This is a genomic window from Rhodococcus sp. PAMC28707 (assembly GCF_004795915.1).
Taxonomy (GTDB): domain Bacteria; phylum Actinomycetota; class Actinomycetes; order Mycobacteriales; family Mycobacteriaceae; genus Rhodococcoides.
On sequence record NZ_CP039253.1, the window covers coordinates 849,790 to 872,390 of the forward strand.

General features: G+C 61.4%; 22 protein-coding genes. 14 read left to right on the forward strand and 8 right to left on the reverse strand.

Annotated elements, in window-relative coordinates; all coding sequences use genetic code 11:
* Positions 1-19 precede the first annotated feature (19 nt).
* The 10 genes from E5720_RS03930 to E5720_RS03975 all read left to right on the forward strand — a co-directional run bounded on the left by E5720_RS03930 (position 20) and on the right by E5720_RS03975 (position 7,171).
* A complete protein-coding gene (locus tag E5720_RS03930) occupies positions 20-1,480 on the forward strand; it encodes a recombinase family protein (protein ID WP_136169558.1) in 1,461 nt (486 codons plus the stop codon).
* Between the two features lie 297 nt (positions 1,481-1,777).
* A complete protein-coding gene (locus E5720_RS03935; RefSeq protein WP_136169559.1) occupies positions 1,778-1,990 on the forward strand; it encodes a hypothetical protein in 213 nt (70 codons plus the stop codon).
* A 242-nt stretch (positions 1,991-2,232) separates the two neighbouring features.
* Positions 2,233-2,862 carry a hypothetical protein gene (locus tag E5720_RS03940; protein ID WP_136169560.1) on the forward strand — a complete coding sequence of 210 codons (630 nt, stop codon included), beginning with the start codon at positions 2,233-2,235 and terminating at the stop codon, positions 2,860-2,862.
* Positions 2,859-3,356 (forward strand): hypothetical protein, encoded by a 498-nt coding sequence (locus E5720_RS03945; protein ID WP_136169561.1) that lies wholly within the window; start codon positions 2,859-2,861, stop codon positions 3,354-3,356. The genes E5720_RS03940 and E5720_RS03945 overlap by 4 nt, the downstream gene beginning before the upstream one ends.
* A gap of 510 nt (positions 3,357-3,866) precedes the next feature.
* The gene (locus E5720_RS03950) at positions 3,867-4,052 is read left to right on the forward strand and encodes a hypothetical protein (RefSeq protein WP_136169562.1); all 186 of its coding nucleotides are present in this window, start codon (positions 3,867-3,869) and stop codon (positions 4,050-4,052) included.
* A 247-nt stretch (positions 4,053-4,299) separates the two neighbouring features.
* A complete protein-coding gene (locus E5720_RS03955; RefSeq protein ID WP_136169563.1) occupies positions 4,300-4,536 on the forward strand; it encodes a hypothetical protein in 237 nt (78 codons plus the stop codon).
* A complete protein-coding gene (locus E5720_RS03960; RefSeq protein WP_136169564.1) occupies positions 4,536-4,793 on the forward strand; it encodes a hypothetical protein in 258 nt (85 codons plus the stop codon). The genes E5720_RS03955 and E5720_RS03960 overlap by 1 nt, the downstream gene beginning before the upstream one ends.
* Positions 4,794-5,052: 259 nt before the next feature.
* The gene (locus tag E5720_RS03965; RefSeq protein ID WP_136169565.1) at positions 5,053-5,613 is read left to right on the forward strand and encodes an HK97 family phage prohead protease; all 561 of its coding nucleotides are present in this window, start codon (positions 5,053-5,055) and stop codon (positions 5,611-5,613) included.
* A 23-nt stretch (positions 5,614-5,636) separates the two neighbouring features.
* Positions 5,637-6,911 carry a phage major capsid protein gene (locus E5720_RS03970; RefSeq protein WP_136169566.1) on the forward strand — a complete coding sequence of 425 codons (1,275 nt, stop codon included), beginning with the start codon at positions 5,637-5,639 and terminating at the stop codon, positions 6,909-6,911.
* A gap of 68 nt (positions 6,912-6,979) precedes the next feature.
* Positions 6,980-7,171: a hypothetical protein gene (locus tag E5720_RS03975; protein ID WP_136169567.1), complete on the forward strand. Its 192-nt coding sequence runs from the start codon at positions 6,980-6,982 to the stop codon at positions 7,169-7,171.
* A 431-nt stretch (positions 7,172-7,602) separates the two neighbouring features.
* On the opposite strand, the gene E5720_RS03980 is transcribed toward E5720_RS03975, so the two are convergent.
* Entirely contained in the window at positions 7,603-7,872 is a 270-nt protein-coding gene (locus E5720_RS03980) for a hypothetical protein (RefSeq protein WP_136169568.1), read from the reverse strand.
* Between the two features lie 830 nt (positions 7,873-8,702).
* Positions 8,703-9,143, reverse strand: a complete 441-nt coding sequence (locus E5720_RS03985; RefSeq protein WP_136169569.1) for a DUF2511 domain-containing protein — start codon at positions 9,141-9,143, stop codon at positions 8,703-8,705.
* Positions 9,144-9,299: 156 nt separating this feature from the next.
* On the opposite strand from E5720_RS03985, the gene E5720_RS03990 reads away from it, so the two are divergent.
* The gene (locus tag E5720_RS03990) at positions 9,300-9,797 is read left to right on the forward strand and encodes a hypothetical protein (RefSeq protein WP_136169570.1); all 498 of its coding nucleotides are present in this window, start codon (positions 9,300-9,302) and stop codon (positions 9,795-9,797) included.
* Between the two features lie 90 nt (positions 9,798-9,887).
* Here the strand turns inward: E5720_RS03990 and E5720_RS03995 are convergent, their stop codons facing one another.
* The 5 genes from E5720_RS03995 to eccCa form a co-directional block, all read right to left on the reverse strand.
* Positions 9,888-10,073: a hypothetical protein gene (locus E5720_RS03995; protein ID WP_136169571.1), complete on the reverse strand. Its 186-nt coding sequence runs from the start codon at positions 10,071-10,073 to the stop codon at positions 9,888-9,890.
* Between the two features lie 136 nt (positions 10,074-10,209).
* Positions 10,210-10,500, reverse strand: a complete 291-nt coding sequence (locus E5720_RS04000; RefSeq protein WP_084348455.1) for a WXG100 family type VII secretion target — start codon at positions 10,498-10,500, stop codon at positions 10,210-10,212.
* A gap of 91 nt (positions 10,501-10,591) precedes the next feature.
* Positions 10,592-10,900 (reverse strand): WXG100 family type VII secretion target, encoded by a 309-nt coding sequence (locus E5720_RS04005; protein WP_084348456.1) that lies wholly within the window; start codon positions 10,898-10,900, stop codon positions 10,592-10,594.
* A 165-nt stretch (positions 10,901-11,065) separates the two neighbouring features.
* Positions 11,066-12,679, reverse strand: coding sequence for a type VII secretion-associated protein (locus tag E5720_RS04010; RefSeq protein ID WP_136169572.1), 1,614 nt, complete (start codon positions 12,677-12,679; stop codon positions 11,066-11,068).
* Positions 12,676-16,674 (reverse strand): type VII secretion protein EccCa, encoded by a 3,999-nt coding sequence (eccCa, locus tag E5720_RS04015; protein ID WP_136169573.1) that lies wholly within the window; start codon positions 16,672-16,674, stop codon positions 12,676-12,678. The genes E5720_RS04010 and eccCa overlap by 4 nt, the downstream gene beginning before the upstream one ends.
* Positions 16,675-16,917: 243 nt before the next feature.
* On the opposite strand from eccCa, the gene E5720_RS04020 reads away from it, so the two are divergent.
* The 3 genes from E5720_RS04020 to mycP all read left to right on the forward strand — a co-directional run bounded on the left by E5720_RS04020 (position 16,918) and on the right by mycP (position 20,999).
* Positions 16,918-17,907: an LLM class flavin-dependent oxidoreductase gene (locus E5720_RS04020; protein WP_136169574.1), complete on the forward strand. Its 990-nt coding sequence runs from the start codon at positions 16,918-16,920 to the stop codon at positions 17,905-17,907.
* A gap of 135 nt (positions 17,908-18,042) precedes the next feature.
* Positions 18,043-19,554, forward strand: a complete 1,512-nt coding sequence (gene eccD, locus E5720_RS04025; protein ID WP_136169575.1) for a type VII secretion integral membrane protein EccD — start codon at positions 18,043-18,045, stop codon at positions 19,552-19,554.
* Positions 19,512-20,999, forward strand: a complete 1,488-nt coding sequence (gene mycP / locus E5720_RS04030) for a type VII secretion-associated serine protease mycosin (protein WP_136172434.1) — start codon at positions 19,512-19,514, stop codon at positions 20,997-20,999. The genes eccD and mycP overlap by 43 nt, the downstream gene beginning before the upstream one ends.
* Here the strand turns inward: mycP and eccB are convergent.
* Positions 20,948-22,399 (reverse strand): type VII secretion protein EccB, encoded by a 1,452-nt coding sequence (eccB, locus tag E5720_RS04035; protein ID WP_136172435.1) that lies wholly within the window; start codon positions 22,397-22,399, stop codon positions 20,948-20,950. The two genes, mycP and eccB, sit on opposite strands and share 52 nt — an antisense overlap.
* Positions 22,400-22,601: the final 202 nt, after the last annotated feature.

Here is a 22,601-nt window from a genome sequence, read left to right on the forward strand (position 1 = left end):
TTAGGTCTAGGCTGGCCGGATGACCATCGAGCGCGCCGTGATCTACGCCAGGGTGTCTTCCGACCAGTCCGGAACCGGTAGATCGGTCACCGAGCAACTGGCCGACTGCCGGGCAGAGTGCGCTCGTAATGGCTGGCCGATCGGCGAGGAAGTGACCGACGTCGATATCGGCGCCTCCGAGTGGTCGGGCAAGGATCGGCCAGGGTTCCGGCAGTTGTTCCAGGTGCTTCGTCGTGGTGATGTGCTGGTCGTGTGGGAGCTGTCGAGGCTGTCCAGGAACGACGACGACCGAGCAGCCATAGCTTCGTTCTGTAAGCCTCTGGGGATCCCCTGGCACTCAGGAGGGCGCACCTACGATCCGACCGACGCCGACGACGCGTTCACCCTCGACATCGGCCACGCGGTCTCCAAGAAGGAGTCGGCCCAGACTCGCGCCCGAATCATCCGAGCGTTGAAAGCCAACGCCGCAGACGGGAAGTGGCACGGCAGGACTGTCTACGGATATCGAGCTGTCCGAGATCCAGGCACCGGCAAGATCACAGCCCGTGTGCCCGACGAAGTCACAGCCCCGATCGTTCGTGAAGCAGCCGAGCGCATCCTTAAGGGTGACTCTCAGCGATCGATCGCTCTCGACTTCACAGCCCGAGGATTGCTCACCTCGAACGGCTCGGCTCGCTGGCAAGGCTTTACGATCCGAACGATGTTGTTGCGCCCTGTCTATGCCGGGCTCCGAGTACACAATGGTGTTGTGGTGCAGGGCAATTGGGAACCGATCCTCTCACCGGACGAGTTCGCCAGACTAGGCGCTGTTCTCACCGATCCCGCTCGGCCACAGATACTTTCACGCGGCACGGCTCCCAAATACTTGCTATCGGGCATCGCTTTGTGTGGAACCTGCCAGCGCCCGTTGTACAAGCATATGAACCACAAGAGACCGATCTACAAGTGCATGTCGAGCCCTAGTCATATGGCGCGTGAGCTGTCGAAGGTAGACGGTGTGGTGATAGCCGAAATGCTCCGAGCCATCGAACAGTATCGAGTCGAGTTGTTCTTCCGTGATGCCGAGACCGACCACGACGTGGAACCGACCGCTGTCTCCGACGTGGGCGACCATCTCGCGAAGGCCCGAGAGCTACAGCAGAGGCTCGATGCCGTATACGACGAAGTGGCCGAGGGCAAAGTCTCCGCAGCAGCGCTGGCGCGGATCGAAGCCCGTCTACTCCCCCAGATAGAGACCGCCAAAGAAGCCGCTCGGAGCGCCGCCAGAGTCTCAGATCCGAGTGCAAAGGTGCTGAACACACCTGCCGAGGATCTGTGGGCCTCCTGGACGCTGGACGAGCAAAGGGACTTCGTCCGATCTGCCGCCGAGATCGTGGTGATGCCTGGCGCTGGTCGAGTGTTCGATCCGAGCTTGGTCCAGGTGACTCTCCGAAAGAACCTACGCCAGCGGCCCGAGGGGTTCGAACATTACGAGCCGTGAGTCAAAAGACTCGATCGAATCGACGTACCGGTGACCGAGGAATCGACCGGGACAAGCGCTCTCAGGGCTCACAATCGGGTGTCTGAGCAGCAGTGCGAGAGCGATACGGGACAAGTCCGAAATCATGGTCTATCGTTGGTTCCAGCTTCAGAACACCGGAGCTTCCGGCGGTGACCGACCCGCTGGCAGATCGAAACTCATAATTGTGTAGGCGCTAAACGGAACATGTGAGCACGGGAAGTCGGCCCAACTCTCGCAGTGCCCCGTAGGAATCTCGAATCCCCTACGGAGACAGCTATGTCCATGTCCAAGCGCACACAATCTCTCGGTGGCAAGCTCGGTGTAACACGTCGCGACGATCCCCACGGTGACCACAGCACACTCGAAGCCGAACTAGCTACCTCGAAGATCGAGGACCGCGTACGCGAGATCGTCGCCAGCGCACCACCATTGAGTGCCGAGCAGCGCGACCGTATCTCAGCCCTGTTGGTCGGTGGACGAGATGCGTAGCGCGGGTCAATACGGTGGATCTCGGTACCAGAACGAGCTGACCTACGCGTCCAATCCGATCGACCTGTCTGCCGAGGAATGCGCCGCTAAGAACGGCATCACCCTATGCGCCGACGAGGGTTGTACTCGGATCGCGAACAAACAAACGCAATGCAGGACCTGCTACATGCGTTCATATCGCCGACGTAAGAAAGAGGGCTTGATATGAACTCAGTGCGCCGTCGGCAAGGAAAGGGTCCGTAATGACGTGGACGCGCATAAGTGATAATTGGATCCAGATAGTAGACGATCTCGAGTTGTCTCACGATGCCGAGCTATTTCATATCCGAGCGTTGATCTTGTGTAATCAGATACTCAGTGATGGCCAGATCAAAGCAAAGACAATTGCGCGGTTAGGTGTCGAGTTCGACGACGTTGATGCCATTCTTTCCGAGCTGGTCGACAAGCTCGATTGGGCGCCTCTGGACGGCGGTAATTACCAGATTCCATGGGATGGTCAAGAGAAGGCGGGAGTAGTGAAAGAGCGCCAACGGCAGTCCGGTATCCGCAAGGAGCGCTGGAATGAGAAGAAGAATGCACTCAACGCGTCTCGTAACGGCGTCAACACACCTGACCAGGGGAACGCCGTTCCGAACGCCGAGAGGAACGCCGTAGAGAACGCTCCCCCTTCCCTTCCCTTCCCGTCCCGTCCCAATCAGGGTAAGGGTAAGGGGATAGTCGTTCCTCCGTCCGACTCCTCCGGTGGCCCGTCGTCGCCCTCCGTCACTCCCGAAGATGAGAGCGGCGCATCGAGTACCGAGGGCGAGACCAGCGCACCACCCGATAAAAATTCCGAACTCTACGGTCTGGTACCACGAAAGAAAAGAGAATGAGCAATCCATACGCGATCAACGTAGGCATCAAAAAGCATCCTGGCGGGATAGGCGCACACGACAAAAATGGACGAGCGACGGTATTCGTTTATTTCGATTTCGAGTCCATCGACTTCGAATATGAAGATCCCAGATGGAGGGCTTTCCCGAAAGAGGACGCGCGCTTTCTGCCCCGCTATGAGGTCGGAGAGTTTTTCGAATCGATGATCGGCGAGATTCTGGCCGACATGGGCAACGATTCGAATATCGAGTATTACACCTCCGACGAAGTGGACGAGTTCGGATCTCGACCTTGGACGCAGTACGGCCGGATGTCGGATCTCAGGACCAGCCTGCTCCGAGCCGAGGATCTGATCTTGTTGGTATCGGTCGGCGCGGACGAGCAAGGCGAACCCACCACGAAAGCGCTCCTCCGTTTGCGCGATGCGGTGGCCGACGCTCACGATCGGTTCGATCAGCGGGTCGAGGAATGGTACTGGACCGACGACGACTAGGATGCCGACTCCTGCCCTCTCAGTCAAGATCCGAGACAGGTTCAGCCGCTTCTGGCACCTCGGTGACCAAAGGGCATGAAAAAGCCCCAGAATTGAACACAGCCATAAGTGCTCAAATCTGGGGCTTGGTCCGGGAAGGGCTCTCTATCGAGTAACAGCAGGGCGCAGGTAGTGCTTCTTCCCTCTCGGTGTCACGACATAGAAGCCGCGCTCGTCGTGCGGGATCGACGGGATGAATTTCGGGCCACTGAGAACGGGTGCCGACATAACAGAACCTCCACTGTTGGAATGTTGGACATCCTACAATCTACCCGTTACGACGGGTTACACACAACTACCAAAGGAACGAAAAGCCATGAGCCAGAACAACAATCAAGAGCAAGGCGCACCGACGATTCCACCCCGACCGTTTCCCCTCAGCGAGATAAACGGAGAGTTCTACTTGCTCTCGCCCTCGGGTCGTCAACTTCTTGTGACGAGCCGAGTAAGGAAACCCGAACAGGCGCAACGATGATGAACAGGACCGACCAACTCCTACTCCGAGTCCAGTCCCATATCGCGGGCGAAACCAGGGACTCCCTACTCCGAGCAGGATTCCACGACTGGGAGATAGATCGGCAATTGAAGCTCAACCGTCTGGCGCTCAATACAGATGGCCGAATCCGTTACGTGTGGACCGGTGAGGTGGGCGAGTGAGTTTCGCAGCGAAATGGGCGGGCACCTGCAAGCGGTGCGGGAAGCCCTACGGGATCGGTCACAACCTTCGAAGATCTCCAGATCGAAGCCAGGGCTACGTGTGCCGGGTTGAGTGCGCCTTCACCCCAGCGCCCGACTCGACTGCCACGGCCAAGGCTCGCAGATGGAACAACGGCAACTGGGAAGCGAAGACGGTCGCAGCAAGGATCGCCGCATCGAAAGGGCGCAACAGCAAGGAAGGCACCACATGAGCAAGCCCTCAGCACGCTTGTACGACGCGCTCGACAGCGCCCTGCAGGACTCGACCGACGAGCAGCGCCAAGCCATCCAGAACGATCCTGGGACGTCTGCTCGGGTCGTCGGTGATCGAGTCACGTTCGAAGCGGCCGGGATCACGTACCTGATTCTCGAACGATCTTGGTTCGGGCCGGATGTCGAGTGGGATGAGTTCAACGAGGCGCACCGAACCGAGCGGGGTCTGTAATGGGTTTCTGGTCGATCAAGTCTTACAACGATCTGAGCGCGATGAACCGAGATCTGAAGGATCACTCGGACTCACTCAAGGCCCGAACCGAGATCCTGAAGTTGCGCCGCCGAATCCAGACCTTGGAGAAGCGAGCCGCGCACGGTAAAGCCAGCCAGGACGAGTCCAACGAGCTGTATTGGCGACGGGCCGAGCTGGACAGGCTCAAGCCGACCGAGCCCAAACGGGGTGAATGGCCAGCACCACCGACCGAGTAGGAAAGCTCGAACGGGTCCCCGATTGTCCTGCAGGCTGGATGCTGGACAATCGAGGATTCGTTAGCAACGCTAATAGGTAGCAGGTCGCCCGATCTTCTCCACGAACGGGATCGCCAGCGCCGCAGTCGCCAACCAAGCGAGATGCACCAGCCGGACAAGGAACTCCACTGGTCGCGCGTTATATCAAGTCCCAGAGTGGATTTGACTCTATGGCCGATTCGATGTCGTGTGTTCAACCCACGTTTCCGAACGGAATCCCATGCACTCCAATCTAGTTCACCGCACCACACCTCTCAGGCTAGAGCTACGCTCAGACGCTGTCGACGAGCGCATCATCGCAGGTATCGCAGCACCTTTCGACTCACCGGCCGAGATCGATTCGTACGAGGGTCGTTTCACCGAGGTCATCCGCAGAGGCGCTTTCGCCAAGACGATTTCCGAGCGGGGCGACCGCGTCAAGCTTCTCGGACTTCACAATCGGCAGACGATGCCACTAGGCCGCGCTGTCTTGCTCGAAGAGCGCTCCGAAGGCTTGTATGCCGAGTTCCGGATCTCCCAGACGCAAGCAGGCTCCGAGGCTTTGGAGCTAGTGCGCGACGGCACACTCGACCAGCTTTCGATCGGCTTCCGAGCGATCTCCGAAGTGTGGGACAGGACCCGCTCGAAGCGCACCTTGACCGAGATCGCTCTGTCCGAGGTCTCTCTGGTCCTAGAAGGTGCCTACGGAGCTGCAGCAGCGGTCACCGGATCACGCAGTGCGGACGGACACACACTCACTCCCGAGGCTATGGCTTTACGTCTACGCCTACTTGACATTTAAACTCACCCAAAGGAAATACCATCATGGAACTCTCGAAATTGAACAAGGATGAGCTACTGAAGCTCGTAACCGAAAGCCGCACCGAGCTGACCGAACTCGCAACACGCGGGGCAGACCTCAACGGCTCGGATGTGGATCGCTTCGATGCCCTCGAAGCCACGGTTACCGAGGCACGTACTCGACTCCAAGCGATCGAATCCCGAGCCGTAGCAATCAAGTCCGGCGCAAGCAACGGCCATATCGCCACCGAAGAGCCCCAGGGTTCCGAGGCACGTACCGCCAAGCCAGCCACCGAACTACGCGGGAAGCTCACTCTGTCGAAGGGCGAAAGCCTCCGAGCTTGGGAGCAGCAGAACGGACCGCAGGACGAAAAGTCCGAACCCCTCAGTCTCGATCGCTTGCTCCGAGGAATGGCGACTGGTTCATGGCAGGGCGCAGATGCTGAGCGGGCTCTGGTGACGACGAACTCGACCGCGATCGTGCCTACCCCATTGGGCTCGCAGTTGATCGACAAAGCACGGGCCAAGTCGGTCGTCCTGCTCGCCGGGGCCACAGTCGTTCCCATGACCAGCTCGACCCTACGAGTCCCACGGCTCACGGGCGAAGGCGCACCGCAGTTCTATGCCGAAGGAGCGCAGCGCAACGCACAGGACCTGTCGTTCGACTCGGTGACCTTGACAGCTCGGACCTTCGACCGCTTGATCCTGATCTCCAAAGAGCTGTTCGAAGACTCGAATCCTTCGATCGGGGACGTCATCTCGGCATCGTTCGCTTCCCAGTACGCGCTCGGCATAGACCAATATGCCCTGTTCGGCGATGGCGTGGCACCCAATCCTCTCGGCTTGGTCAATACGCCTGCAGTGCCCAAGGTTTCGCACGGTGCAAACGGAACCGCTCTTTCGAACTTCGATTGGCTCATCCAGGCTCAGGGCAACGTCCTAGGACAGAACTTCCTCCCGACCGCTCAGATCGCCAGCCCGAGAACGGCTACCAGCCTGAGTCTGCTGAAGAACTCCCAGGGAGACTATTTGACTCCTCCGGTCTCAGTTGCGCAGTCGCTGGTTTCGAGTGTCGTCCCCAATAACGTCCTGGCGGGTACGTCGACCGATTCCAGCTACTTGATCACCGGCGACTTCAGCCAGCTCTTTATCGGTGTGCGTTCACAATTCAGCATCAAGGTTCTCGACGAGCGCTACGCCGATACAGGCCAGATCGCCTTCCTGGCATCGAGTCGCTGGGATGTCGCAGTCGCTCAGCCGCTGGCCTTCCAGGTCGATACCGGCATCCGGTCGGCGTAGTGTTCGGCGTCGACTCACTGGCCGCTTCCTGGGGCTCTCAGGACCCTCCCGTAACCGAGGAAGCGGAAGTGCGAGAAGGTGTCCCGATCGAAACCTGGCGGGCCCTGGCTGCAGTCCCTCCTGGCGACGAAGTAGACCGCACGGCGGTAGCAAGAGCCCTGGCCGACTTCGTCGCAGCCGACGGGACTACGGTCCCTCAGGGCGCAATGGTCGAAAGAACCTCAGGACTCTACCTGGACGAGTTCGACAAGTTCGACTAGACATGTCCTGCAGGGCTTCTCGACTATGGCGGGCCGACCCTTTCTTCTGCCGTCTGTGCGTCGGTCGCGGCATCAAGAATCGAGAAGCCCTGCAGGACAACCTAATCTTCCGTTCGTCAATTGCAGGCGAGCGGGTCGAGACAAGACCGCGCATCTTGTTCTCGATAGCGCCGCCGACCGAATGCCAATACCGGGCTTCAACTTTCAGCCCTGTTGGTATGTGGACGAGGGAGGGTATCCCTTTGGTTCGCCGGCGGCGCAACACTTCCCGGTCCCGGACTTCGCGGTCCCCTGAGATCGGGAGCATGAGACACCCGGCACCTGTCGAAGCTGAGCGGCCTGATCTTCCCCCCACGGCCCTTGCTCCAGGTGCCGGGTGTCTTTGTGTGCCAAGCCTGCCGATCGTGCACGTGTGTGGCCCTGAGCCCGCCTTACGCTGTGATCCACGCTGTCTGGTTCCAGATGCTTTGCACGTTCGTAGCGTTGACCCAAGGTGTCGAGTTGTCCATACCGACCAGGCCTGGCTTCCTTCGACATCTGTACTTGGCATTGAGCAGTTGGCATGAGACCAACGATACGATGCCCCAACTCCACGTCGTGAGCTTGAAGCTGTTGCTAGTCAGGTTGATAGCCAGTGCCACACCCTGCACCACCATCGCTGCCATGAGCATGAGCACCACCATGCCTCCTGCCACAGCCACCCTTGCTGCCACCCTGACTCGATGCCTCGTTGCCTCTGACCTCAATGTCGAAACTGTCTTAGTTGCAACAACTTTGATTGCTTTTGTTGTTTGATCTTTGAATCTTGTTGTCTCGCTTGACGTGTCGTCAGGTGCTGGCACTGGTAGTGGCACTGGTTGTGGCGCAGTCAGTGGCGCAGGCGCTGGGATCGGTAGTGGCGCAGTGCGCCTGGGAAGAGTCTCGGTATACATGTTGTCTCCGTTGGTGGTTCGAGTCGGTAGCTGGTCTGGCTACCGAACTTCAGAATGACACACATGTGAGACGTACGCCAGTGATGGTGTCGCAGAGGCTCGGACGGGCCAAAGATGGTGCGCCCCAGAGGGTCCGAGGGTAGGGGGGGGCTAGTAAGGGCAGGCTCACAGGAGGACGGCTGACCCCGCTCTCAGCCACATCCCTCTCCCTAGTGAAAAATACCCCCTCTGACCAGGCGTTTTGTGCCCCAAAAACAGTTCTGAAATATTTTTTGAGATTTTTGCTAAAAAGTGTACCGATATCGGGTCAAACAGTACAGTCGTACGGCTACATTTTGGATGGTTGGGGCAGTCGGATGCACGGGCACATGAGCGCAGGATCTCGGGCTCGTTACCCTCCCCAGAACTAGGGCGCGTAACACTCCGCTTGCAGGCGACACACTGGCTCGATCGCACGGGCGCACGTAGACTCGCAGGCGTACTAGATCTCTGGTGGTTGTGTACACGTGGATTGGTCTCCACAACGAAAAGCCCCACACTCTCTGGTCTGTCCCGAGGGTGTGGGGCTTTTCTATGTTCGGACTAGCCGAGGGCGAAACTCAGCAAAGCGTAAGCCCCTTCTCGATCATCGGGCCCAGATTGACCTTCACTCCGGCATAGGCCGAGTCTTTCCAAATCGCGGTCACATCATCGAGCCCACCCGCAGACTTGGCCGCGCCGTTCAAGGCGTACATATTGCGGTTGGCGGTGAACGAGACCCGATCCGGCGCACCGCACATCAGGGTTCCCTCGGTGACCGTGAACGGCCAGTCTCCGGTCCACGTTGCCTCCGAGACCAGTCCTGCAGGCGCGTTGCGTGTCGGTGGTGCGGTCGTCACGGGAACCGCAGGCGGTGCGAGAGTGGGCGTCACAGGCGCAGCTCGGACGGTCGTTGCTGCAGGCGTCGTCGTCGTGGTCGGCGTGGCGGTGTCGTCCGAGTCCGAGCAGCCGGTCAACCCGAGCACGAGCACGGCGCTACCGACGATCCAAAGATTCCGCATGTGTGATGCTCCCGTTGTTGCCACAAGAACTTGACCGAATTTGTCGAACCTTATCAGCGCCGGTTGTTTTGGTCGGCATACAGGACCCGCTGAGTCATTCGAACGACCGACGCGATCTGCGCATTGTGTGGCGATCGCAGGTGATTTGATTTGACCATGACAGGTAACGATGTGCTGGTCTTCATAGGACCGGTTGTCCTCGCAGCGCTGGGAATAGTGACGCCGTTCGTCGTGATGAAACTTAGGCTGAGGGATGCTCGCACGCGAATCATGTTGGATTTGGATCTGATCGAGCGGCTCCCGTCTAATTGGGATGGCCGCGCCGCGCTCGTCGACAGCGTCAACACCAGGCTTAGAGTTCTTGCTGTCGTGTCGATCCCCAACGGTTTTCGGCCTGACTACTACCGCGCGAAAACTCGACGGCTCTCGATTTTCATGTTCGTGGGGGGAACTGTGGTGGCGCTACTTGCTTACTTCGCAGGCTTCATGATCGAGAGTCCGGTCGGTCTAGCTGCGTATGCGGTAGTTGTCTTCACCGGCGCTGCGATTGCGTTCACCGGGCGCAGTTGGCTCGACGAGGTGAACATCAAAATCCGGGACGGATTGCCGGCAGGCCGGCCCGACCCTGGCGCGGACGCATCACGACCTGATTGATCCCACACAGTGGATACGCGGTAGCCAGAACCGGTGTCATTAGATCACCAGGTATTCAACAACGTGCTTTGGCAACAGCATATTTACTGGTCAAACGGTGCCCCCGGCAGGCGGGTTCCGCCCGACTCCTGACCGACTCCCCTTACCCCGATCGTCATCGGTGGTCCACTCGGATCCCGCCACGATCACATCGAACTGTGCACGCAAAGACTCCAGCCGACTTTGCGCTGCACTCCGCGCATCGGCTATGAGCCTGTGCGCTTCGACGGGGTCCATGCTTTCACCTCACAGGCACCACGACGTAGAAGCAACCCGAATCGGTTTTCGATCAGCACTCGGGTTGCTGGTCCCGCGGACACGGCACGGCCCCGGCATCGAGCGCAATGCCGGGGCACATGGCCACACGACTACCTCACGAGAAACGGGACCGGTTCATAGCTTCCTGTTCCATCATCTTCTGGTTGCCGGAGTTGACCGCGCCGATCAGGCTCTGCAGGACCGTGGTGAGCTCGGTCTGCGCCGAGTTCCATTCCCCTTGCTTGACCTGGTAAGCGTCGGCATCGGCACCCTGCCATGTCGCAACGAGAGGTTGAATCGACGACTTGATCTCGTCGAGTTTGTCGTTGAGCGACTGCCATTTGTTGGTCATACCGCCGGCCAGATCGGTGATCGAGCCGAAGTTGTATCTGATTTCGCCGTCCATAGTCAGTTCCTCGTTTCCGTTCGGTGGGGCAAGTGGTGGACTCCCATGAGATGTGTTCGAGTGCTTCGCAACGGCGAAACACGCTCGGACATCACAGGTTCAGCGTGCCTGCGACCGCATTGATCGACGAGACGTTGTCCTGCTCGGACTGGTCGTACTCGATACCACTGGTCTTGATCGACTGACTGATGCCCGCGAGCGCATTCTCGAGTTTGAATGCACTCGAATCCCAATTGGTCATGACCTGACCGAACGAGGTCGACGCCTTTCCCTTCCAGATTCCCGATGCCGCAAGGTCGACATCCGAGCGAAGCAGCCTCAGCAGCCCTCCGATCTGGTCGCGCAGGCCGTCGACCTTTGCGGCCACGGCGATCATGGTTTCGATATTGGCTTCTGCCATGTCAACTCCTCGATGTCTTCGGTTCCGAGTGCTCGGTCGAGTGCTCGGACTGGGCAGCGGTTCGCCTACGGCGCAAGTGCGATTCCCCCCTACATCTGATTGGACGCACGCGCGATGCCCTTCGGTTCCATGGATGTGGAAATTTTTGGACGAATTGTTCGCAGTTCACTCGGGTGCGACCGTCACAGTGGAGACGACCCCGGCGCATTCGGCATCGAGCAGACGCTGTTCGCCACGCCGACTCTGGCAACCGATGCTGATCTGTAGATCGTCTTCGACGAAGATCTGCCAGTTCACCGTCGAGTCGATATCGGGAGATTCCGTGTACGACAGCGCTACTCGGCCGCCGATGTCCCTCGCCCGTATCAGATCGCCGACCACGCCATCGGAAGCACGGGCAGCCACCATCGCGGACAGATCGTCGGCTACCTCGTCGAACGATGCACCCGGACGAAGAACGGTGGTAGTGACCACGATTCTGCGATCGGGCAGATCCGACGGCACGAGAATCGACCGCTCGGCTTCCTCTCGGTGCGACCAGCCGTCCGGAATCCGAAGCTCGACGCGGCCGTAGGTGTATTTCGCCGACGGTCCGTCTTCGACTCCTCTCGGCGCGGAGGTAGCGGGCGCGGCAGTGCTCGGCGCCGGTGGGGACGAGGTAACGGGACCGGGCACCTGCGCGGACGGGATGGTCACCGATGCCGATTCCGCGCGCGAGGGATCAGCGAGCCGATCCGGTTCTCCACGCATCGACACGAGGGCCACCAACACCGCCGAGCTCATCGCCACCGCGACCGCCACCAGGACAGCCTGCTGCACCTTCCGACGACGACGGGCACCCGACACTGCGCCGCTGTCTACCTCGTCCAGCCAGGCTGCGGCACGGACAGGCATGGGCGTCATCCTCGCCCAGCGATCCTCCGTCTCGTCTTCCGAGCTGCCCGAACAACCAGCTTCGTCCGCTGGATTCGCCCTCGACTGCCCCGGGCTGTCCGCTGGAATCGACAGCCCTGCGCGAGCCGCCATGGATCGAACGATGTCCACGCCGCGCATTCGATGGATGCGATACGGCGATTCGGCGAGTACTTTTGCGTCACCGCCGTCCGTAGTGTCCAGTACGAATACATCCACCCCCTCCCGATGGCGTTGCGTGGCAACGAATGACGAGACCCGGTCGAGAATCGAAGCCTCGGCCCCTCGATCACCATCCAAGTCGCGCGTGCCCTGCACATCCCATCTGCATGTCCTGGTGTATCCGCCTCGGCCGTCGGCGGTGACCGCACACACCACCGAATCGAGTTCGGCCAATTCGACGACGATGGCGTACGAAGGCGCTCGCTGACCGACGGAGTGGGTTGCCGCGCTTGCAGCATCGACCACGATCACCTCACGCGCCAAAGGCATGGCGGCAGCGCGAACGTCGCGCACAGCGACGGGACCCCAGTGCGACGGACATGCAATTTCGAGGACGTCGACGATCGGTGGTGCACCGGCCGCAGCGAGCGATGCACCGAGGACACCGTGCATCACCACTGCCGTAGGTAGAACGGTCGAACCGACAAGGCACTCGGCGTCCTCGACGAAGCTCATGGGGTACCCGTGCGCAACCTCCGGTGGGGTGTCCCGCCCGAGTTCGGTTACCAGGTACTCGGGCGTTCCGTCACGCATTGTCACCGTAGGTCGAAACTCGAACTCCGCGGAGCCGAGACCCGACACCGTCAATACCGACACCGGACCGTCCCCGAGACTTACTGCCGCGTAGCTGCTTTCGCTGATCACCGCGCTGTCCACGCCAGCTGAACAAGCGACTGGCCTCGTCTGTCGACCAGCGTGCCACGCCCGGGCGGCATGGCGCTCGGCTTGACCGAACCGATCAGATTCCCTTCGTCGCGACTGCCGCTCATGACCAGACCAGGCGACACGAGATCACGCATACGTGAAATGACGGGGTCGTACAACGCCCGCGATGCCCCGCCCGATCTCCGCGAGAGCACCACGTGCAACCCGATGTCGCGGGCGTGTGGCAGATACTCGACGAGAACGGTCAACGGGTTTCCCGTCGACGTGGCCACCAGGTCGTAGTCGTCGACGATCACGAATATCTCCGGTCCACTCCACCAGGTGCGCTCACGAAGTTGCTGCGGAGTGACGTCGGGTCCAGGCATCCGATCGGCGAGTTTCGCGGCGAGCTCGGTCATCATGGTCATCAGAACAGCTTGCGAGGCTGCATATCCCGCGAGATGGTCGGTGTCGACGGTGCCGAGCATCGTGCGACGGTAGTCGGCGAGTATCAACTTTACCTGCGACGGCATGTTGGCCTCGACGAGAGAAGTGCAGATCGACTCGAGCAACGCCGTCTTCCCGCACTCGGTGTCACCGAATACCAGGAAGTGCGCCTGCTCGGCGAAATCGAGTGTCACCGGATCGAGTTCTGCCTCGTCGATTCCGATGGGAACCCGCAATTCCGGCACCGCTCCGCGTGAGCGTGGCCAGCGGCCGACAAGCAGATCGACAAGCTCGCCTCGCGGCAGACTCCCGGGAAGCATCCGCACAGGTGGCGCCGAAAGACCGACGTAGGCCTGCGCAACGGCAGCCACCGCATGCTGAATACCGACACCGAGATCGACGGTCGACGAGGAGCCGTCGACACGCGGCAACCCTACGAGGAGGTGTAACCCCTCCTTCGTGATTCCCCGACCGGGCCTGCTGTCCGGAACTCGCGCGGCCTTCACTCTCCCGAACTCGGAATCGGACGCGTCACCCAACTTCAGTTCGATCCTCGTTCCGACGAGATCCTTGGTTGCAGGACGGATCTCGGCCCACCGCGATGCGGTGAGGATGAGGTGCACGCCATACGACAACCCCTGCGCTGTCAACGCGGCAAGCTGAGGCTCGAGGGCTTCGAAATCGGATCGAATACTGCCCCAGCCATCTACGACCAGGAAGACGTCTCCAAAACCATCCTCGTCGTCGATCCGTTGCTCGGCGCGACGACGACGAAATTCGACGATCGAGTCGATACCCCGTTGTTGGAATATTCTCTCGCGTCGTCCGATCACTGCCGCGACTTCGGCGACCGTCCGCCGCACCCGGTCGATGTCGAGCCTGCTCGCGACGGATCCGACATGGGGAAGAGAGGCGAGTCCGCCGAGCGTTCCTCCGCCGAAATCGAGGCAGTAGAACTGCACCTGCGCAGGCGTATGGGTCAGAGCGAACGACATGATCAGTGTTCGCAGCGCCGTCGACTTCCCGGACTGTGGCCCTCCGACGATCGCGAGGTGGCCTTGGGCCGCCGACAAGTCGACCACCAGTAGATCGCGCCGTTGATCGAACGGGCGGTCCACTATGCCGATCGGTGCCCGTAGCGATGCGATCGCTGCAACCGGCGCCGACAGAACCGAATCGGGGATCATTCGATCGAGCGTGGGCGGCAGATCGAGCGGAGGCAACCAGACCTCGTGGGCCGCAGAACCGCTGCCCTGCAGTCGTTCGACCACGACGTCGAGTACCGTCCGGCTGTCGGGCCTGGCTTCGTCCTCCGGTAGGTGCTCGTCGTACGGGGCGCCGATATCGTCGACCGACGGTTCGACCGCATCCATCTGCACCGGATAAGCGCTGAAGATCCGCGGTCGAGCGGTCACCGAACTATGACTGCTCCCCCGTACTGCATCTCGAGGGCGAACGTAGGGCCCGGACACGTATGCCGCCGCGAAGCGGACGATCTCGGCAGAATCGCATTTGAGATACCCGGCTCCGGGTTGCGCCGGTAGATGATACGCATCCGGAACACCGAGAACCGAACGAGACTCGTTGGCAGAGAACGTCTTCAACCCGATCCGATACGACAGATGACTGTCCAGCCCGCGCAGCTTCCCTTCCTCCAGTCGCTGACTCGCCAGCAAGAGGTGCATGTGCAGTGACCGCCCCAACCGTCCGACGGCGACGAAGAGGTCCGCGAACTCGGGCTGTTGGCTCAGCAACTCCGAGAACTCGTCGACGACGATGAACAACGCAGGCAATGGCGCGAGCGCGGCACCGGCGGCCCTCGCCTTCTCGTAGTCGGACACATTGGCGTAGTTGCCCGAATCGCGGAGTAGCTCCTGACGGCGATTCATCTCGCCCGCAATGGCGTCCTTCATCCGATCGACCAGCGACAGGTCTTCGGAGAGGTTGGTGATCACCGCAGCAACGTGCGGCGCTCCTTCGAGCCCGGCGAACGTCGCACCACCTTTGAAGTCGACGAGTACCAGATTGAGCTGGTCCGGGTCGTGTGTGGCAATGAGACCCAGGACGAGTGTTCTGAGAAACTCCGATTTTCCCGAACCGGTTGCACCGATGCACAATCCGTGCGGGCCCATACCATTCTCGGCCGACTCCTTCAGGTCGATCTCCACCGAGCTTCCGTCGGGTGCAATTCCGATGGGTACACGAAGGCGATCACGGCCACGACGGGTCACCCACGCGCGATTCGGGTCGAGGAGACCGACGTCGGCGATTCCGACAAGATAGTTCCAGCTCGAGATCGACTCGGTGTCCTCTCCCCCGGAATCGATACCGATATCGACTGCGGTTCGGTACGGAGACAGTCTTCGAGCCACGGTTTCCGCCTGTGCGACGCTCATCGCGTCCGAGATGCCGAATACCTCGACGCGTGAGCCGCTGACAGCGCCGATCGAACCGTTCTCGGCGAACAGACGAATGCCTCGACTGGCCGCAAGTCCGGTGCAGAAGTCGGAAAGATCGACGATCGTCACCGAATCGAGCCCTGTTCGCGAAAGATCGGTCCCACTGTTGTCGAGTAGGCCGCCGTCGACGATGATCACGAGCTGCGGGACTCCCGCGGCCGGCGAGCCACCACGGACGAATCTGTTTCTCAGCGAGAGGTGTTCGCCGAGCGAGGATTCGAGTTCGAGGAACGATCCATAGATCATTCGTGCAGTGCCGACACCGTCCCTGGAGACATCGTGCTGAGTGTGGGGAAGCCATTTGGTCCAGTCCCAGAACGCAACCGTGTCGGGCCCGCAGACCACCGCGAGCCGCAACTGGTCGGGATCGTGGAACATACAGAGCGCCGCCACCATCGAACGCACCATGGCCCGTGAGGAATCACGATCGCCGGACACGGAAATGGCAGCGAATCCGCGAAGCGACACCGCGGTGGGGAGACTACCCACAACGGAATGTGCCCGCACGAACCGCCGCAGTGACACCGCAGAGACTGGTTCGAGTTCCTCGACGGGCCCGGTCTCCGGGGGAACGAGACGCGTCGCCAGACGCTGGTCTCCCCTACCGATCCGAACATGACAGAAGTCCGGATCGGAGGTTCGGCGCTCCCACATCCGCGGGGTGCCCGCATATGACCACAGAATCGCCGGGTCAGGGTGCGACCACTCGAGCGCCTCACGCTGACTGGTCGCGGTTGTCGCCACATCCCTGCGCAGTTGGTCGAGGTAGCGCAGATAATCCTTGCGGTCTTCGTTCGACTCCGCCGTTCTGGCGCCACCACCGCGACCACCACCGGCAACCATGCCCAGCATCGATACCAGCATCATCGCCGGAAACATCAGCATCATCGGGTTGGCTGCCATGCCGGAGGTGAACATCAACGCGACCATGCCGACCATTGCTGCCACCATGACCAGGGGCATGAGCTTCATCAGCAAGTTTCCCGGGACTACCCGCGGTATCTCCGGTGGCGTCTGAAGCGTCACCTCTCCACCTGGAGTGCGTGGAACTTCACGCCGCGCACCACGAACGAACCGAACAGTATTCACGCCTCGATGCCCCCACCGGTCGGTATCCCCATTACCGCGCACACTTCACGTTTCCCCAACGAGCAGTATGTTTCGCGAAAGGCTAACCCATTCGGTGCTCCACTGCCACCGACCACCCGCTGCTCGCCGAGGCGGAATAGGACTACCTCTCGCACGGTTGACTACCGGAGGAAGTGAGTACTCACACTCTTACCGGTGTGTCACTTCGCACTCGAGCTCCTCCGCGAAAGGCAGGCGTACACCGTGTCCGTTCCACTCTCGATTCTCGATTTGGCCTTCATCGGCGAAGGCGAGAGCGTCAAAGACAGTTTCGACGCCAGCGTGGAGCTCGCGCAGCGAGCCGAAGAATGGGGCTACCAACGTATTTGGTATGCCGAGCACCACAACATGACCACGATCGCCTCCTCGGCGACCAGCGTTCTGATCGGGCACGTGGCTGCGAACACCAGCCGTATTCGGTTGGGCTCCGGTGGCGTGATGCTGCCCAACCACGCCCCGCTGACCATCGCAGAACAGTTCGGCACGCTGGCCACTCTGCACCCGGACCGGATCGATCTCGGTCTCGGACGCGCACCGGGCAGCGACCAAGCCACCATGCGTGCGATGCGCCGCGACCCGTCGTCGGCCGAGCGATTCCCGCAGGATGTGCAAGAGCTGCAGGCATACCTCTCGGACAAATCTTTGATTCCCGGAGTACGCGCCACTCCAGGAGAGGGGACGCACGTGCCCCTCTACATTCTCGGTTCCTCGCTTTTCGGCGCCCAGTTGGCCGCCGCACTCGGACTCCCGTTCGCGTTTGCATCGCACTTCGCACCCGACGCACTCGAGCAGGCCGTCGAAATCTATCGACGTGATTTCAAGCCGTCGGCGCAGCTGGAAGCACCACACGTGATCGCCGGCGTCAACGTCATCGCCGCCGATACCGACGAGGACGCCCAGCGACAATTCCTCGCCACCAAGCGAAGCCGAGTGAGCCTACTTCTCGGTCGCGGACGCAAGTTCACCGACGAAGAAGCCGATATGTTGCTCGATTCGCCCCAGGGACGCCAGATCAACCAAATGACGACGTATTCCGCCGTCGGCACGCCCGAGGTGGTTCACGAGTACTTGGACGGGTTCGCGCGCCACGCGAACGCCGACGAGCTGATCGTTGCCTCCGGCGTCGTCGATCGCCAGTCGTGGTTGCGCTCGTTCGAGCTCCTCGCCGATGTCAGCAATCTGGCCCCCGTCTGATCTCGGATGCGGCCTGAGCTTCGTTCGCGGTAGCTGATACACCCTCGACGACACCGGGACGGTACAGTCTCTCGCTGCCGGCATTCGTGCTGAATGCGGCGGTGATTTGCCGTAATCAATTCCGGGGGGAACTTGATGACAGGGAACCTTGTCGAGCCCGTCGACCACACCGGTCTTCGCGTCACGGGTGGGGAGCGTCGCCGCTCGGTCGGCACGTCCGCGCCGATAGCGGCGATGGAGCTGTGCCGACTGACAATTCTTGCCCGGTCGGTGCAAGTGGATATGGCGCTTCCCACCGATGTGCCGATCGCGCTGCTGATCCCGGGGATAGTCGATCTCGCCCGGAGCCGGGCGGTGCGCGGCGAGGCGGCAGACACCGAGAGCCCTCGGCCGGCGTCATGGGTTCTTTCCAGAGTCGGTCAACCGCCGCTGGAGGCAACTCAGACGCTGAGCGACGCGATTGTCCGCGACGGTGAACTCCTCGTCCTCGGTGATGCCGAATCTCCCGCCCCGCCACCGCTGTTCGACGACCTGATGCATGCCGTTGCGATGTCGGGAGCTACCGAGAGTCGACTGTGGACACCTCGGACGGCCCAGTCGGTCGGGTTCGGTATCGCCGCCGTCGCACTGCTGGTTGCCTGTTTCGGTCTTCTTCGAGAGCCGTTGTCGCAAGGTCCGCGTTACACCGCGGACATCTTCCTCGGTGTCGCAGCTGCATTCGTCGGATTGCTGTTCTTGGTCGCCGGCTCGATAGTCGGACGTGCCTACTCGGACGAGCGAACTGGAATCTTCTTGTCGGGATGCGCTCTGCCACTGGTGTTCACCTCGGGGGTGCTTTTCGTGCCAGGTGCGCTGGGCGGTGCGCATCTGATGCTCGGCGCCGCGGTCGCGGGAGCTGTCGCGATACTTGCCCTCCGCCTCGGTGGACACGGCGAGGCATTGTTCACCGGTATCGCTGCGCTTTCGGGCATTGCTGTTTCAGCTTCTGCGGTAATGCTGTTCGGCTCACTGTCACCGTCCGCAGTCGGCGCCGGCGCTACCGCTGTGGCGTTGTTGGGGCTTGCCGCCGCACCGAGGATGTCGATGATGCAGGCGCGAATGCCACTGCCTCCGGTGCCGACCGCTGGTGCATCGCTCGATGGAGAGGGCGAAACAGACTCGAATTCCTTCCACGACCTGGAGGACGTGTCACGCACAGCGCGTAGCTACCTCACCGGTTTTGTCTGCGCTTGCTCGGCTGCCGCTGCCGTCGGGACGCTCTGTGCCGCATTTTCCGGCCACCCGATTTCCGAGATCTATTGGCCAGGAGTCGTACTGGCGTTGCTGACTGCGTTCGTACTCATCCTTCGCGGTCGCACGTTCGCAGAACTCGACCATGCTGTACCTGTTGTTGCTGCCGGATCGCTCATCGTTCTGGCGGTGTCGACGGCATCGGTGTTTGCCATTCCCGATCGACCGAGCACACCCTTCGCGGCTGCCATCGGTGTCTCCGTCATCGCACTCCTCTTCGGATCGTTCGTTCCCCAACGCGAATACTCACCAGTGCTCCGACGCGCCGGAGAACTCGTCGAGTACGCAGTGATCGCTGCGATAGTTCCCATCGTCTGCTGGGTCTGTGGCCTGTACGCGGCGATGCGCGGGCTGTGAAAGCTCTGACACCACGGTCGATGGGTGCGATCGGCGCCGCGGTCGTCGTAGCTGCGTCCTTTCTCGGTGGCGGAGCAGCGTCCGCGGACAGACCGTTCGTCGACCCCGCACTGCTCCCCGAACCGGCTCCGCCTGCTCCACCGGAGCCCACCGAACAACGTAATCTCTGTGTGCCCGCTTCGCCCACCCCGGACGGGCCCGCCGTACCCGATGCACAGGGCGTACTCGATTTCCGTGCCGTGTGGCCGATCACGCGTGGTGCCGGTCAAATAGTCGCTGTCATCGATACCGGGGTCTCACCACACCCTCGACTACCAGGCCTACGGCCGGGAGGGGATTATGTATTTGCCGGCGACGGGTTGTCGGACTGCGATGCGCACGGAACTTTGGTTGCGGGACTCATCGCTGCACAGAGTGTCCCCGGCAGCGGTTTCGCCGGCGGAGCTCCCGACGCCCAAATTCTATCGATACGTCAGTCCAGCAACGCATTTCAACGTGCGAGAACCCCAGAGGACGAGGAGGCGGAGACACCAGCAGACAACGCGTCCGGATACGGCAACGTCATGACGATGGCGCAGGCCGTGCGCACCGCCGCAGATTCCGGCGCTTCCGTCATCAATATCTCCGAGGTCGCGTGTGTCCCGAGCGGTAGGGGGATCGCCGACGGGCCCCTCGGCGCGGCGATCGACTATGCCGCTCGCATCCGCAACGTGGTTGTCGTCGCGGCCGCCGGCAACACCGGCGGTAACGGTGAAGCCCAATGTCGCAGCCAAAACCCTCCACCCGATCCAGCCGATCCCGATGCTGAGCAATGGGATCGAATCGCGACCATCGCCACCCCCGCGTGGTTCGACGAGCAGGTATTGACCGTCGGCTCGGTAGACCCGGACGGGCAACCCTCAGCCTTCACCCTCGGTGGCCCCTGGGTGGACGTCGCAGCGCCGGGTACCTCGATGACCTCGCTGTCCCCGACGGGCAGTGGGTTGACCAACGGCACGGTCGACGGTCAGGGCAATATTGTGCCGGTTCAGGGCACCAGCTTCGCCGCTCCCCTGGTCTCCGCAGTAGCGGCGCTGATTCGCGCTCACCGACCCGAACTGACCGCAATGCAAGTGATCGAACGTATCGAGGCCACAGCGCACAAGCCCGCTGATGGCTGGAATCCGCTCATCGGTCACGGAATCGTCGATCCACTCGCGGCCGTGACCGCACAAGTGGCGGGAATCGCTTCGGCAGCCGCAGTGAACCCGGTATCGATGCAGGCGCCCGTCGTACCCGACCCACCGGACCTTCGGCCACGGTCGATCGCCACCACTGGATCCATCCTCGTAGGGGTCGTACTCGTAGTGGGGCTGGGAGTCGCGATGCCACTTCGGCGCCGAAACCTCCGCGGTCACCCAGCCGGAAGTCGCGCCGCCTCGGGATCGGGTCCGACCCCGTCGTGAGCAGTCAGTGCTGCGGCACGACTCAATGTGGGCCCAGTGCCCAATAATTGAACGATCTGCCACGGCGCAGGGGCAGGAACACCGAGACCCAGCGCATCGACGGCATCAGCGTCCGGCACGCCGAACCGAACTCCGGTATCGGCAACGAAGAACGACGCGTCCTGTCGCACACTCGTCGTTTCGATGCCGGTGGTCTGCACGAAACCACCGCTGCCAGGCTCGAGATAGACCTCATCGGCAGCCGCTCCTCCCCCGTCTGCCTGCGCAAGACGCACCGGACGCGCCGAATCGACTAGAGGAAGAGTGCGCCCCGCCGACATGACCAACTGCGCAGTAGGACCACCGTCGGGGGCAGCCTGAGCAACCCACGTCAAGCATCCGACCGGCTCGGCGGCAGTATCCACGATCTTCGGGGCCACCCGCGGATACATCTCGACCGGCAACCCTGTCACCGTCGGCGCCGAAGGCAACACGTCGGGGTTGAGGGAATCGATCTCGGGACTGCCCTGTGAATCGGCAAACTTGATCAGCTGCGCCGTCGACTCCGTGATCGCCTGGATACCGTTTTCCAACACGACGTAGTACCGAACGTCGACACCCGATACCTTCACGACCGAACCGATCGTCTTCCCCGCAATCGGGTAGGTCGGAATCTCGCCTGCATGCACGATCGCCGGTGGCACGATCGCCGGAACCACAGGAACAGCGTTCGCAAGTCCGTCACTGACACTCGACGGCCGCACGCCCTCGAGTCCGAGTGCGCGCACGACCGAGCGATCGCCCAGATCGATTCGTGCCCGGACACCGTCGTACACCAGGTACGTTCCGTCCGTCGTACTCCAGAGGAAGGCTTTGCCGTCGTCGAGTGGACCGATTCTGTCGTCGTAGCGCGGGTCCCCCACCACTACGGTCGTACCGGCGACGGCACCCGTGGAGTCGAGTGTGTCGCACACGGTCCAAGACTCCGGCGAGCCGGACTCCTCATGCGGCAGGCTCGACGGCGCTCCGGGTATCCCCACCAGCGAACCCCGATCAAGTTTGGCCAGCTCGGATTCCTTGACGATGACAGGGCTGTCCGGGCTACCGACGATCAACCGCGCCGAGGCCAGATTCAACACTGGATGAAATGCTTCCTCCACTCGGACGAACATTGCACCCGAGTCCTTCCCCACCGCGATCGTCGCGTCGCCGATCTTGTCCTGGGGCCGAAGCAATGCCAACGCGGCGCATCCAGCGAGACCCAGACACGCCACCACGAGGCCTACTGCCAAAGCTCTCGATTGTGAGCGCATCGGATCGTGCAGCATGCGCACGTCGCGACGCACCAAGGCGTGTTCCATCCGTCGGACTAGAAATCGATACCCGCCGACCTGCCACTTGGTTGTAGGCGTTGCCGCCACTAGGCCCCCCTGCTGCGCTGCGGGCTCGATCCCCATACGAGCCCTTCCCGCGCGAAAGACTACAGCCTCCGGAGGGAGAAGGTCTCCCACGCCTGTGGCACCTGACGAGCGCAGTGCGCGGGAAGACCCGGTACAGTCTCGGACACGAGTCGACGAGATGCTCTGCTGCTCGACTACGTGGCCTTCGGGGGGAGGAAAAGTT